Origin of the sequence: Desulfobacula sp. (assembly GCF_014237455.1) — a bacterium.
Lineage (GTDB): Bacteria > Desulfobacterota > Desulfobacteria > Desulfobacterales > Desulfobacteraceae > Desulfobacula.
On the sequence record NZ_JABZFL010000094.1, the window covers coordinates 15,375 to 30,098 of the forward strand.

A 14,724-nucleotide genomic window follows, 5' to 3' on the forward strand; every position below is an offset into this window, starting at 1 on the left:
CCCGGTGCCAAAAATTCTTTGGCTCCCGGGTTTTAAAATAAGGAGGCAGAACATGCAGATCAGTGTTAAAACAAACGCAAGAACCCAGATGGTCGATATCACTTCCCAGGTTCAAGATGCTGTAAAAGAATCCAAAATAAAAAATGGCCTTGTCCATGTCTTTTCCATGCACACCACTGCCGCGATCACCATTAACGAAAATGCAGATCCTGCCGTTGAAACAGATATTCTAAATACCATCAACAAGGTGATTCCCTGGGATGATCATTTCAAACACATGGAAGGCAATTCTGCCGCGCACATAAAGGTCAGCCTGTTCGGCCCTTCAGAAACCATACCTTTGGAAAACGGCTCTCTTGTTCTTGGCACCTGGCAGGGTATTTATTTCTGTGAATTTGACGGCCCCAGAAACCGGCGGGTGAATATTAACATCCTCTGATGATTAATCAAATCATTATGAACATAAAATTTATGTTGCCTGTCAGGAAGCTCCTTCCTACCCAGATAGTTGTCAAAATGCAGTGATAATTATTGCGGTATTTTAATCATCATGTTATTCCTAAAATTAATATCCCTAAAAAATGAATGCTCTGCGGGCAACCGCACAATTACTTGTTCATGAAGCTGACCATAACCGCGGTTATGAAAAAAAAAATTATGTTCGGTTGATATAAATAGCAATAATGGTCAATATAGATTATATGAGAAAGTGATTATTTAAATAAAAATTGATTATAAATAGAGGTTTATTTCAGCCCTTGAAAGCGTGTAAAACAAAAGAAAAAAAATATGTTGAGTATATAAACGAATTGCTTGTTCCCTGTGGGAATAGCAAGTGCCCTACGGTCCTTGATTTGTTTGCCGGTTGTGGAGGGCTTGGTTTAGGTTTCGAAGCTTGCGGTTTCAGAACGGTTGGATATGAAATTAATGAAGACTATTGTGCAACATATTCGAATAATCTTAACGGGAAATGCATAACCGAAAACTTAACTCAAGACACAGAATTTCCTGATGCAGATGTAATTATCGGCGGTCCTCCTTGTCAACCTTTCAGTGTTGGTGGAAAACAAAAAGGTCTTAACGATTCTCGTGATGGTTTCCCTGCTTTTATTGCAGCAGTTGAAAAAATCAACCCTGATATTTGGATGTTTGAAAATGTTCGGGGGTTGCTTTATCGTAACAAGTGGTATTTTGAAGAAATTAAAGAGCGATTGGAAAGTTTTGGCTACATTATCGAATCAAAACTGTTAAATGCTAAAAGGTATGGTGTCCCTCAAAACAGGGAAAGAGTTATTGTTGTAGGCCATAAAGGTGCCTTTACCTTCCCAGAAGAAGAAATTAAAGATGTTACCGCCGGAGAGGCTCTCCAAGAGCTTGCAACCCAAATACCAGAAGATGTCAGATGGGTTACTCCGAATATGGATGTCTATATAAAAAAATATGAAAAGGCTTCACAGTGCATTAACCCAAGAGATTTGCATTTAGACAGGCCTTCACGAACATTAACTTGCAGAAATTTAGCAGGTGCTACTGGAGACATGCATAGAATAAGACTTGAAGATGGAAGCAGGAGAATGCTTACAGTCAGAGAAGCAGCAAGACTCCAGAGCTTTCCTGATTGGTTTGAATTTGAGGGAACTTTAAGCAGTAAATTTTATCAGATTGGAAATGCAGTACCTCCACTATTTGCATTTAAGCTTGCTCTTTCTGTAAAGGACTATTTACAATCCGATCTTCGGTATGAAGCTAATGAAATGGATGGTATGAGGTTCAAAATTCCCCAACAGATGAGTTTATTTTAAAATATGAAAAATTATCTTACGCTAAAAAGCAAGTGCAAAACATTCAATAAAAAGTCTAAAAAACTCCAAAAACTTATAAATCAAGCCCTTGATATCATTCACAGCATGGGGATTCCCCTTGATGAGAAAAAACCAAGAGGCCTTGAAAAAATGGCGCTTGTTTTTATTTCGGTGGCACAGATAAGCAAATCACGAAGTTGGAACAAGACTAAAGATAGAAGTCATGCTATTTCCCTTAAATCACGAGATATTATTGAGTATATGAATGAGCATCTTGAAGAAAATATAAGCTCAGGTTCATATGATGATATTCGAAGGAAAGACCTAAAAATGATGGTCCTTGACGGACTTATCAGCAATACAAACCCCAATGCGGCGAGAAATGATCCGACCAGAGGTTATTGTTTGTCTCCAGAGTATGGGAAAGCAGTTAGGTCATATGGTTCTAATGAGTGGCCCGAAAACGTGAAGAAACTTTTAGCCGGTAAAAAAACACTAAAAGAAGTGCTGAGTCAAAAAAGAGACCTGGAAAAAATCGATGTAAAGCTGCCATCGGGAACTGAACTAAAGTTTTCACCCGGAAAGCATAACGAATTGCAAAAAGAAATAATTGAAAGCTTTCTACCTTTATTTGGATCTGGTGCAGAAATTTTGTATGTTGGTGACGCTTCTGATAAATTTCTTCACATTAATAGGCCTGCTCTTGAGGCTCTTGCTTTTTTCGAATTGAAACGAGGAGAACTTCCAGATGTTGTTGCATACAATAAAAATAAAAATTGGTTATTTTTAATTGAGGCCGTCCACAGCTCAGGGCCTGTATCTCCAACAAGGTTAATAGAGCTGGAGAAATTGACTCAAAAATGCACGGCAGATAGAATATATATATCTGCATTTCTGGATAAGGCAACTTTTCGCAAATTTGTTGCAGACATAGCATGGGAGACAGAAGTCTGGATTGCAGACAGACCTGAGCATATGATTCATTTTAATGGAGATAAATTTCTCGGCCCATATGACAACACTAAAGCCAAAAAATATTTATAATCACTATTTTTTACCGCATTTTCAAAAATAGGAAATGATTGTAAGAGAGATACTATTCTCAAATCATCCTAAAGAAATAAAACCCAACAAAAAAATGCTGTAGGAGGTGAAATTGTGCATATAGATAAATCTGCAGAGAATGCCATATGGATAGAAAAGACAATAAAAAATTTCATTGAAACCTCGCCTGAAAACACATTAAAAAATCAAAACAATGATAAAGCCTTTGAAATGCCGCTGGTAGGGTTTTCAAGAGGAGACGATCCTTTATATGAGGCGTATAAAGATCATGTGGGGCCGTTCTACTTAACACCTTTGGAAATATTTACTGTTACTTTCAGGGATTTCGGCATAAAGGCTGAGGAACTGACGGTCATTAGCTGGATTCTGCCGCATAATAATGCCACCAAGGCCGATAACCGAAAAGAAAAATTTTATCCTGCTGAAAGATGGACGAGAGGGCGCATTTTTGGTGAAGAAACCAATGAAATCCTCCGAAAACATGTTGTGACCTCTTTGGAGTCAGAAGGATACAGGGCAGTCGCCCCTGTACTCACTCCCCAATTCAGCATAAGAATCTCGCCAAAGTACGGATATGCCTCTACCTGGTCTGAACGACACGCAGCTTATGCATCAGGACTTGGAACATTCGGCCTTTGTGACGGGCTTATCACCCCCCTAGGCAAGGCAATGCGTACAGGCTCCATTATTGCCCAAATTCCGGTTTCTCCCACGCCAAGACCTTATACAGATCACCATGAATACTGCCTCTTTTTTACCAAAGGCGTTTGTGGGAAGTGCATATCCAGATGTCCCGCAGGAGCTGTCACGGAAGCTGGAAAAAATAAAGAATTGTGCTATAAACACCTTTTTCCGGTTACCAAGGATTATGTGATATCAAACTATGCCCTTGACGGATATGGCTGAGGTCTCTGTCAGACAAAGGTTCCTTGTGAATCTAAAATCCCAAAAGAACAGGATGTTCATTAAAAATTGACTTATAACCCTTTATTGAAGATTTGAATATAGGACTGTATTATGAAGATTGCTACTATTCTACTTGATGGACAAGAAGTTGCCGGTATTATAACAGATTATGGTTGCTTACCTATATCTTTCATTAATGAGCGATTTAATAAAAATTGGCCGCGTGATTTATTCAGCATACTTGCTGAAGAAAAATTGGAAGAGATAAAAAAATGGTTTTATCAAAACAGTGACGCTTTAACTCAAGAATTAAAGGAAATCTCTATCCTGAAAAAAAAGATCCGGTTTGCACCTCTGTATCGTCGACCGAGAAAAATTTGGGGAATTGGTTTAAATTATAAAGCTCATGCGGAAGACCTTTCTGAAAAAGTACCTGTCTCAGAACCTGCGAGCTTTATGAAGCCCGATACCGCGATTATTGGTCATCAAGATACAATAAAAATCCCGGTACTATCAGAAAAAACTACAGGAGAAGCAGAACTCGGACTGATCTTTGGAAAAAAGTGTAAAAATGTGAAGCGGGATGATTGGCGTTCTGTTCTCGCTGGAGTCACAACGATTATCGATATGACAGCAGAAGATATTCTAAAAAGGAATCCTCGAAATTTAACACAATCCAAAAGTTTTGATTCCTTTTTTAGTTTTGGGCCGATTTTATATACAATTGAAGAAATAAAAGATGTATTCAATTTCAAAGTCCAAACAATTATCAATGGTAAATTACATGCCGAAAACACTGTTGCAAACATGACATTTCCACTCGATTTTTTAGTCGCGTATCATTCACAAATCATGACAATGCTTCCAGGAGATATTATTTCAACCGGGACACCTGGAGCGGTACCATTAAAAAATGGTGATATTATTGAATGCCGTATTAGTGGCTTCCAACCGCTAATAAATCATGTCATTGATTTAAAATTAAAAAAAAGAGGTGTTTTATGATTAAAAGAATTGCTGTTTGTGCAGATGGTACATGAAATCGTCGTGCATAAAAATATTATGGATGATTACCGGTATAAATTATCAACAACCTATCAAAATGCCCATATTACTACTTTTACCGATATCACGGGGACATCAATTTTTGTTTGAGGCCTGAGAGACGTAAAGCGGTTTTATTATTATTCAGCGCCATCTTAAGGGCTTTTGAAGACCCTACAATGATCACCAGGTTTTTCCCCCGGGTCATGGCCGTATATAATAAGTTTCTTTGCAAAAGGGGAAAATGGGCTGTGGTCAGTGCAACAATGACAGCTGCATACTCACTGCCCTGGGATTTATGGACAGATATGGTATAGGCCAGAGTGAGTTCATCCAGTTCCAGGATATCATATTCAACGATGCGGCCGTCATAATCCACCAGAACACGGCTTTTGGATTTAATGACTTCATGAACGATACCGATATCCCCGTTAAACACATCTTTTTCATAATTATTTTTTAGATGCATGACCTTGTCATTGGGTTTAAATATGATGCCCCCGGCCTCTATGCCGCCCTTGGATTGATTTAATACCCTTTGAAGCTGCTGGTTCAGATTAATGGTACCGGCCTGCCCCCGATGCATGGGAGTTAAGACCTGTATTTCATCAATGTGGGGAAATGCTTTGGGCACCCGCTTTGAACAAAGTTCGAGAATGGTTTCCACCACTTTTTCAGATTCCCGGTTCTCAATAAAATAAAATTCTGACAATTCACCCGACTTAGCTTTCTGAAAATCCGGCATCTCTCCGTTCCGAATTTTGTGGGCATACATGATAATAGGGCTTTCTTTAGCCTGCCTGAATATGGTTGTTAAAGAGAAGACTTTTACTCGATCAGATTCAATAATATCAGACAATACATTGCCGGGGCCCACAGAAGGAAGCTGGAATGTATCGCCCACAAGTATCAGGCTTGCACTTACCGGCATGGCTTCAATGAGCCGGTACATAAGCTGGGTATCCACCATTGAGGCTTCATCCACAACCAACACATCCAACTCAAGGGGATTGGCAAAATTTCTCTCAAATGTCTGGTTTTCATAGTCAAATCCCAAAAGTTTGTGCAGGGTAAAAGCCTTTTTTCCTGTTACTTCGGAAAGGCGTCTGGCAGCTCTTCCTGTGGGGGCGCTCAATGCCACCTTTAAATCCCGCCATTTGTAGACTGCGCACAATGCCCGTATCAGGGTTGTTTTTCCGGTTCCCGGCCCCCCTGTAATCACAACAATTTTTTCATGTAATACATTATTGACAACACTCAATTGCTCTGCGGATAATTTTATGGCAAGCTTTATCAGCACTTCTTCAAGGATTTGATCTTTGTTGATTTGACGGGAAATTACAGGCATGGACAAAATGGCTTTCATCCTTGATGCAATACCTGATTCAGCCCTGTAAAGCCTTGAAAGATAAACTTTTATATCCTCTTCATCCGGTTCGGTCTTGATTTCATCGGAATCGATCAATGCTTCCAGCGCCTGCTCAAATTTATCCGGTTCCACGCCTGATGTTTTTGAACTCGATTTGAACAATTCTTTTTTTAATGCATAAACATGCCCCTCCTGCTCAAACAACAAAAGTACGTAGACCAGGCAGGCTTGAAGACGGTTTTTATCATCTTTTTTAACACCGGCTTTCATTGCAATCATATCCGCTATGGCAAACCCTATCTGTGGAATATCCTTTGCTATGACATAAGGGTCCTGCTGCAAAATATTCAAGGCATCTGACCCATAGGCTTGAAGAATAGTGGCGGCATGATACACGCCCACATCATTTTCCTGGAGAAACTGCATGACTCTTCTGACGGCATGGTGCTTGTTCCAGGCCTGCTCAATGACTTTTTTCTTGGCCTCTCCGATTCCGTAAATTTTTTTTAGTTTTTCAGGCTCGTTTTCAATGATATCCAGGGTTCTTTCTTCAAACTGATCCACTATTTTATCGGCCAGTGATTTGCCGATTCCTTTAATCATACCCGAGCCAAGATATTTGCGAATACCTGAGACCGTGGCGGGTAAAACAACCTTATAAACTTCTGCTTTAAACTGGTCTCCATATTTGGGGTGAGTGGTCCACTTTCCTGAAACCTCAAGGCTTTCACCTTCAAACACCCCGGCAAGATGACCCACGATGGTGACAGGATCACTGATTTTAGCAATCCGAAGTTTGGCAACCGTATAATGATTGTCCTGATTCTGATAGGTCAGTCGGTCTAAAATGCCTTTGATGGTGATCATTTAAATCTTCACATTCTTGATGATCCAAAGAGCGGTTTCATAAAGATCCGAACCGATAAAATCAGGCGTGATGCCTTTTTGATAAAGCTGCTGCTCTGCCTTTGATCCATTCCCGGTTTTGACTAATAAAGTTTTTGAGCACCCTGCATTGCGTGCGCATTCAATATCTTTTGCACTGTCCCCCACCATGCAGGATTGAGCAAGATCAATCTGGTATTTCTTTTGGGCATCAAGAATCAGTCCTGGTTTTGGCTTTCTGCAGGAACAACACGCTTCCGGGGTATGGGGACAAAAGAAAATATCTTTGATGTCTCCACCCGCTTTTTTAACACCCTCTTTCATTTTTTTAAAAATGGTATCCAAAGCTTTCCGGGTGGCCATCTTTCTGCCAATCAAAGACTGATTGGTGATCACAATGACATGAAATCCATTTTTACAAAGAAGGGCAATCGCCTCAGGACTTTTTGGGATAAACTCAAACTCTGATTCATTTTTAACATATTCGGAAGAATCAATATTAATGACTCCGTCCCGATCCAGAAAAACGATATATCCCATAATATCTTTTCTTTATTCTGCAACTGCAAAGGCACTGCCAAAGCCTTGTGCAATAATTTTTTCACTGAACCTTATGGCATCTTTCAAATTGGTAAACCTGCCGATTCTCACCCGGTAAAATGTCCCCCGGTCATCCGTAAAAGTAGTAATATGGGCATTTTGATAAGTTTTTGATAATTTATACCGGTATCTTTCTGCATTGACTTTGACCTGGAATGCCCCCACCTGGACCGTAAGGTTGCCTTTCCAATAATCAACAGGTTTAAAGGCAATAGGATCTTTTGTTTTCTTGGAATATGATGTGGCCCTTCCAAGGGCGGTTACCCTTACCTTTCCTGTTCCGGCGCCTGTGATCCCGATACGTTTTGCCCCAGTGTAAGAAAGGTCTATGATCCTCCCATAAACAAACGGACCACGGTCATTAATCCTCACCACAATCTTCCGGTTGTTTTTAAGGTTATGAACACTGACCCAGGTATTCATGGGGAGTGTCTTATGAGCAGCGGTCATGGCATGCATGTTGTAAATTTCGCCATTGGACGTTTTTCTTCCATGAAATTTTCTGCCGTACCAGGATGCTATTCCGGTCTGGACAAATCCGGTGGCGCTGGCAATCGGGGTATACCGAACCCCTTTTATTTTATAGGGTCTCTGGGTTGCAGGACTTTTTTGTCCGGTGGATGACGATGGACTTGTTTTATATGTTGATGATTCTGAAGGCGGGGTATGGGCTTTCTTATATGGGGTATCCATGGTGCTTGCGCAACCAAAAAGGGCCAATGAAAACAATATCATGATCTGGGTTTTGAACTTCAAAAAGATTGCTCCATAATATCTAACATTATCAGTTAAGCGCTAATTCTAATACATCTTTCATTTTATCAACAAAATAAAAATCAATGGAACCTCTTATATGATCCGGCACATCCTCCATATCTTTTTGATTCCATAACGGCAGGATAATCTTCTTGATTCCTGCCCGGTGTGCTGCAATCACCTTTTCCTTTATTCCGCCCACCGGCAGAATCTCTCCTCTAAGCGTAATCTCTCCACTCATGGCCAGACGCTTTTTCACAACCCGCCCCATCATCAAGGAAGCAAGACAGGTCAACATGGCCACACCGGCAGAAGGACCGTCCTTGGGGATAGATCCTTCAGGCACATGGATATGGAGATCATGATTGCTGAAAAAGGATTCATCCACTTTTAATTTTTTTGCGTTGGCCCGGATAAAACTTAAGGCCGTGCTGGCTGATTCCTTCATAACATCCCCAAGCTGTCCTGTTAAGGTAAGTCCTTTTCCACCTTTCATGGCCACAGCTTCAATAAAAAGAATCTCTCCGCCATAGGGTGTCCAGGCAAGCCCCACAACAACCCCGGGATTCTCTATCCTCAAAAGCAGATCCGGCATATTGGATGCAGGTCCCAAATATCCATGCAGATTTTTTTGTCCCACAACCAGGTTTTTGGCTTCTCCTTCAGCAATCTTGCTTGCAACCCCCCTGCACACAGATCCGATATGTCTCTCCAGGTTTCTTAAGCCGGATTCCCTTGTATATCCTGAAATAATCTTTTTAACCGCACTGGAGGTAATTTTAATCTGAGTCGCATTAAGGCCGTTCGCTTCCCTTTGTCTGGGAATCAGATATCGTGTGGCAATTTTTAATTTTTCTTCTTCCGTATAACCGCTCAGTTCCAAAATTTCTATCCTGTCCCGCAGGGGTGCCGGGATCGTATGAAGTACATTTGCTGTGGTTAAAAACATCACATCGGAAAGATCAAAAGATACATTCAGGTAGTGATCTGAAAACGAGAAATTCTGCTCCGGGTCCAGGACCTCCAGGAGGGCGGAAGAAGGATCACCATGATAAGATGAATCCATCTTGTCTATTTCATCCAGCATGAACACGGGATTTTTTGTACCGGCTTTTCTCAAATGCTGAATAATCCTTCCCGGAAGTGCACCCACATAGGTCCTTCTATGGCCCCTGATTTCAGCTTCATCGCGAACCCCGCCCAGGGAAATTCTGACAAACTGTCTGCCCAGGGCTCTCGCAATAGATCTGCCAAGGGATGTTTTCCCCGTTCCGGGAGGGCCTGCAAAACAGAGAATCGGGCCTTTGGAATCATCTTTCAATTTTCGAACGGCCAGATATTCAAGAATTCTTTTTTTAGGTTTTTCAAGGCCATAATGATCATGGTTCAGTATTCTTCTTGCCTCTTTAATGTCGAGATTATCTTCAGATCTCTCTTTCCAGGGTAATGATGTCAACCAATCCAGATAGGTTGAGGCCACTACATACTCAGAAGATGACGGGTGCATTCTTGACAGGCGCCGCAACTCCCGTTCCGCTTCTTTTTGTGCCTCTTGCGGCAACCTCTTTTCTTCAATTATAGTCTGATATTCTTTTATCTCAACACTTTCATCCTCTGTTTCACCCAGTTCTTCCTTTATGGCTTTCAGCTGCTGGCGAAGATAGTATTCCCGCTGCTGCTTATCCATATCTTCTTTTACCTGACTCTGGATTTTGGAACCCATTTCAAGAATCTCCAATTGGTCATTTACCAGCCGGGTCACTTTTTTCAAGCGTTTAGTGACATCCAGAAGCTCGATAATTTTCTGCTTTTCTTTGACAGGTGCATTGATGGTGGAGGCCACCATATCCGCAAGAACATTGGGTTCCTGCAATGATTTGATCATATGACCCATTTCTGAGGGAAGCCCCGGAGACAGCTCTACAATTTTCTCATACTGTTCAATAATATTGGCCATCAAAGCTCTGTTTTCTTTGTTTTTGCCAGCATTTTTGCTTTCCATGACACCAATTTTGGCCTGCATATACTTTTTGTCCTGGAGGAACTTTATGACCCTGAAACGGTTTAATCCCTGTATTAAAAGCTGGGCTTTATCATCTTCCATTTTGGACATTTTTAAAATAACGGCCACTGTGCCGATCCGATAAAGATCGTCTGCCGTATGTTTGGAATTAATATCAGATCGCTTGGATAATAGCAGTCCCAGCATTCGGTTTCCGGACATGGCCTCATCAATCAGCTCGACCGCTTCGTTTTGAATCAATACCAGGGGCAACACCATTTTAGGGAAAAGATTGGTGTCAACAATGGGAAGAATGGGAATGATGTTCGGGATGTTATCTGATGTTATATTTCGTGGGGAAGCCTTAAGATCATCCATTATAGTCTGGTTCCTTTTGGAATCTATGGCTTAAATGAAATCCAGGGAAACATTTCGTTTGCTCTTAATATTTTTACTGAACAGTTTTCCCAAAGTAAGCTCCAAAAATCCATTTAAAAATGTGGCGGATACTTTTTCGACATCAATAATAGTTGGCAGATACAGGACTCGCTCAAACTGTCCGAATTGTATTTCTGCAAGCCTGTATGTGGCTGTCTGGTCCGGATGATTACTTTTCCTGATTCCTGACATCTTGACGGCTTTGTTACTCACTTCAATAACAATATCTTCTTTTCTTACACCTGCTATCTCAGCCTGGATAATAATCTCACTTCTTGTTTCAAATATATCCATCTGAGGTTTCCATACCCGTTTTGAAAAACAGAACATGGGATTGACAGAATGAAACATATCTTCAAAAGATTTTTCTTCAGTAGATTGTGTTTCAATATTATCTCCAAACCGAATTTCTATGTGTTTCATATAAAACTCCTGATGATGCTGTTAAATCGATCATCTGATGATTCGATGAGAATACCATTTGAGTCAGATATTGTAAAGCTGTATTATAAAGGCCCGGCAATTTCCGGTGAGGATTTTTTACACCAACCCGTTTTGATCCAGGCTGTCTTATCCGCCCTGGTGCCTGAATAATTTTTAACAAGGGCAATCGTGTGTAAAATCACAAAGCTTAAAATGGTAGTTTTGCGGTAACCCGGCCGGGGCATGGGTTGCAGAATCCGATTGAACTTCTTACAGTTTCTAAACTCCGTTGCGCTAACCGCCAAAACTCGTTCGTTCCTCACTCAAACACTTGGCGGTCTTAACGCTCCACTGCGTTAAGACCCTGTACAGAAGTCCAATCAACGATTCCCTGCAACCCATGCCCCGACCTTTTCGACAAACGCAAGGCAAGCAATATCAGAAAATTAAAATTTTTATTTTAACTCAGAATCAACTCAATATATTAAAAAAACACCATAGGAAAATGGCCAATCTGAAACTTGTCAGCAAATAAAATTGAATCTTAACTTTTGGTAAGAAGTAAAAAAATCCGAGTTGAAATGAGTTGTCACAAGTAATTTCCTTCCAGGACACATGATCGTATAGCGTTTTCAAATTCCTGGCTATAAACACCATCGACTTGACCTGAATAACACCCTTTGTCTTTTAACGATTTTTGATATACCTTGATAAGTGATTTGTCTTTTCCAACTATGGTTTTGTAGGTTTTGATTGCTTTTTCATACTGCTGGTTTTCTACATAAGCTGCTCCTAAAGTGTCCATAATGCCAACGGTATCTGATAAACTAACCGCCTTTAATGCAAAGTTCACCGCTTTGGGCCCATTCCTAAAACTTTTATCTTTAGCAGTTGCGTAAATCCATCCAATACTGTTGTAGGCTTTTACATTTTTAGGATCTAACTCAACGATTTTGGTGAAGTCCTGGATTGCCCGGGCAAACTTGCCTTGCTTCTTATAAGCATATGCACGTTTGTTGTAAGCTTGTTTAAATTTAGGATCTAACTCAATGGCTTTGGTGTAGTCCTGGATTGCCTGGGTGTAATTGTCTTGATTATCATAAGCAATCCCACGGTTGTAGTAGGCATTTACATATTTAGGATCTAACTCAATGGCTTTGTTATAGTCGTGGATTGCCTGGGGGTATTTGCCTTGCCTCCAATAAGCAATCCCACGGTTGTTGTAGGCATTTACATGTTTAGGATCTAACTCAACAACCTTGGTATTGTCTTGTATTGCTTGGGGGTATTTGCCTTGCCTCCAATAAGCAATCCCACGGTTGTAGTAGGCATCTACATATTTAGGATCTAACTCAATGGCTTTGGTATTGTCTTGTATTGCTTGGGGGTATTTGCCTTGTTTTCTATAAGCAATTCCACGGTTGTAGTAGGCTTGTTTAAATTTAGGATCTAACTCAATGGCTTTGGTGAAATCAGAAATACTCTTACCAAATTGTTCTTTTTTTAAATATATAACTCCCCGACTGAGATATGCATCTTCATAATTGGGGTTTATCTCGATTGCCTTGCTAAAATCATGGAAAGCTTTGTCATACTGACCTTGGTTTTTATAGGCGAGTCCTCGATTGTAGAACGGGTTGTCATACTTTGGTTCTATCTCGGTAGCCCGTGTAAAATCGATGATAGCCTTTTCATATTGGCCTTTACGCACATAGGAAAGTCCTCGATAATAGTAGGCCATAGCATATTCTGGATTTATCTGAATGGCTTTAGTGTAATCAGATATTGCTTTGTCATACTGAGCTTTGCGGAGATATGTCTCTGCCCGCATATAGTAAGCTGTATCATCGTTAGGATTCATTTCCATGATTTCATCTATGACTTTAGTTTTAAAATCAGATTCGTTTAGTGGGGCAAATCCACACATTTGACTAAAAAGCCCAGTATCTACTATAAAATCTTCGAGAATATAGCTGCTATATTCTTTCCCCAATAGTTTCTTAATATCCTCTTCCTTTTTTTTCAAAAATACTACCAAGATCCGGCTATCCAAATCCTCCAAACCTGAGACGAAATATTTATAACCCCTTTGATTTGCTAAATAGGTTATACAACACGCTAAAAATCTGGCCATGGCTCCGGCACCTTGGGTGCCTTTTTCTTCAGATATCTTGAACAATGATATTCTACCATCTCTATGTATTTCATTTACAGTAGCATCGAGACCAATCCAGAGTTGATTCGGATAATCAACAGATCGAATGGTAATGGGGGTATTAGATTTTAATTGTATCTTTTTAAATTCGTAAACTGTTCTGTCAAAGCAAATACTTAAAATACGGTAAGGCTGTTTATTTATTTCGATCTCAGGGAGTATTAATTTAAACTGTTTAGGTTCTATTCCTTTGAAACTTAGCAAGATAGAGTAAGGTTTATGGCTTTTACTATGCGACTTGCCTACTTTGCTGTCAGTTATTGTATCGCCTTGAAGGGCTCTGTATATATCTATTTTTCTACTTGGGAGGTTATTAAGATTAAAATCAACGTTACCTTCATAAATTGAAGTAACTTTTCTTTCAAAAGAATTCCCTGATAAAAAGTCCTTTATTGCAAAAGAATTTGTCTGAAATTTAATCTGAGTATTTTTTGGAATACTCAGGACAATGTGAATGATAAGTCCATCATCCATTTGGTAATTTACTCTTAGAGAAATTTCGTGTTCAATTGGTATAATAACTTCAACCTGAGCGCCTGCTTGGACTCCACATTCGATCTTTGATTTATCATGCTCTGTTGCAAAAGTGGGTGAATTTAGCAAAATTAATACAAATAAACATAGATACGCTCTATAAATTATTTTCATTTTATACCTCCTTCGGACTCTTGCTTTTTTCTCGCGCAAAAAAATCATCAGATTCTGTTTATCTTGTAAATTTGAATGATAACCGATTTAATAACTGCAATTTGGATTAGTGAATTCTGATTGAAATTTTATGAAGAGCTGAAGAGATTTCAATGAATAAACAGTACGGAAATTATAGCTGATTCAGAAAGATTTTGCCAGAGTAAACTTAATTGGAGATTGAGATTACCTCAACCTTTGAGGATTCCTTTTTAAAAAAGATCCAGGTAGTGCCGGCTTACCACTGGCAGGTGCAGCAAATTCACAGGGGACAGATTATTCTAATTGTACACCATATTTTCAGACTGGGGTTTGTCGAAAAGGTCGGGGCATGGGGTTGCAGGGAATCGTTGATTGGACTTCTGTACAGGGTCTTAACGCAGTGGAGCGTTAAAACCGCCAAGTGTTTGAGTGCCTATAAGAAAGTAAGTCAATAAAAAATAGTTATCCATTAACAAAAAATATGTTTTTTTGCTTACGGTCTCCTCCTGCTGGTCATCAGTAAACATGTTTTTCACTCCATTTTTGCAAA

Annotated in this window: 11 protein-coding genes; 5 read left to right on the forward strand and 6 right to left on the reverse strand. The window is 40.0% G+C overall.

The genetic code is table 11. The features are described from left to right. The first annotated feature begins 52 nt into the window (after nucleotides 1-52). The 5 genes from HGJ91_RS13565 (at nucleotide 53) to HGJ91_RS13585 (ending at nucleotide 4,778) form a co-directional block, all read left to right on the forward strand. A complete protein-coding gene (locus tag HGJ91_RS13565; protein ID WP_291348350.1) occupies nucleotides 53-439 on the forward strand; it encodes a secondary thiamine-phosphate synthase enzyme YjbQ in 387 nt (128 codons plus the stop codon). A 319-nt stretch (nucleotides 440-758) separates the two neighbouring features. Further along, nucleotides 759-1,802: a DNA cytosine methyltransferase gene (locus HGJ91_RS13570; RefSeq protein ID WP_291348351.1), complete on the forward strand. Its 1,044-nt coding sequence runs from the start codon at nucleotides 759-761 to the stop codon at nucleotides 1,800-1,802. Nucleotides 1,803-1,805: 3 nt separating this feature from the next. Further along, nucleotides 1,806-2,846, forward strand: a complete 1,041-nt coding sequence (locus tag HGJ91_RS13575; protein WP_291348352.1) for a BsuBI/PstI family type II restriction endonuclease — start codon at nucleotides 1,806-1,808, stop codon at nucleotides 2,844-2,846. 114 nt (nucleotides 2,847-2,960) lie between these two features. Beyond that, nucleotides 2,961-3,773, forward strand: a complete 813-nt coding sequence (locus tag HGJ91_RS13580) for an epoxyqueuosine reductase (protein ID WP_291348353.1) — start codon at nucleotides 2,961-2,963, stop codon at nucleotides 3,771-3,773. Between the two features lie 111 nt (nucleotides 3,774-3,884). Beyond that, nucleotides 3,885-4,778, forward strand: coding sequence for a fumarylacetoacetate hydrolase family protein (locus HGJ91_RS13585; protein WP_291348354.1), 894 nt, complete (start codon nucleotides 3,885-3,887; stop codon nucleotides 4,776-4,778). A gap of 124 nt (nucleotides 4,779-4,902) precedes the next feature. Here HGJ91_RS13585 and HGJ91_RS13590 read toward each other — a convergent pair whose 3' ends face one another. The 6 genes from HGJ91_RS13590 to HGJ91_RS13615 form a co-directional block, all read right to left on the reverse strand. Next, a complete protein-coding gene (locus HGJ91_RS13590; RefSeq protein ID WP_291348355.1) occupies nucleotides 4,903-7,053 on the reverse strand; it encodes an ATP-dependent RecD-like DNA helicase in 2,151 nt (716 codons plus the stop codon). Further along, nucleotides 7,054-7,611: a D-glycero-beta-D-manno-heptose 1,7-bisphosphate 7-phosphatase gene (gene gmhB / locus HGJ91_RS13595; RefSeq protein WP_291348356.1), complete on the reverse strand. Its 558-nt coding sequence runs from the start codon at nucleotides 7,609-7,611 to the stop codon at nucleotides 7,054-7,056. 12 nt (nucleotides 7,612-7,623) lie between these two features. Further along, nucleotides 7,624-8,427: a septal ring lytic transglycosylase RlpA family protein gene (locus HGJ91_RS13600; protein WP_291348357.1), complete on the reverse strand. Its 804-nt coding sequence runs from the start codon at nucleotides 8,425-8,427 to the stop codon at nucleotides 7,624-7,626. 28 nt (nucleotides 8,428-8,455) lie between these two features. Continuing rightward, a complete protein-coding gene (gene lon / locus HGJ91_RS13605) occupies nucleotides 8,456-10,807 on the reverse strand; it encodes an endopeptidase La (RefSeq protein ID WP_291348358.1) in 2,352 nt (783 codons plus the stop codon). Nucleotides 10,808-10,837: 30 nt separating this feature from the next. Further along, nucleotides 10,838-11,290, reverse strand: coding sequence for an Hsp20/alpha crystallin family protein (locus tag HGJ91_RS13610; protein WP_291348359.1), 453 nt, complete (start codon nucleotides 11,288-11,290; stop codon nucleotides 10,838-10,840). A 589-nt stretch (nucleotides 11,291-11,879) separates the two neighbouring features. Next, nucleotides 11,880-14,153, reverse strand: a complete 2,274-nt coding sequence (locus tag HGJ91_RS13615) for a tetratricopeptide repeat protein (RefSeq protein WP_291348360.1) — start codon at nucleotides 14,151-14,153, stop codon at nucleotides 11,880-11,882. Nucleotides 14,154-14,724: the final 571 nt, after the last annotated feature.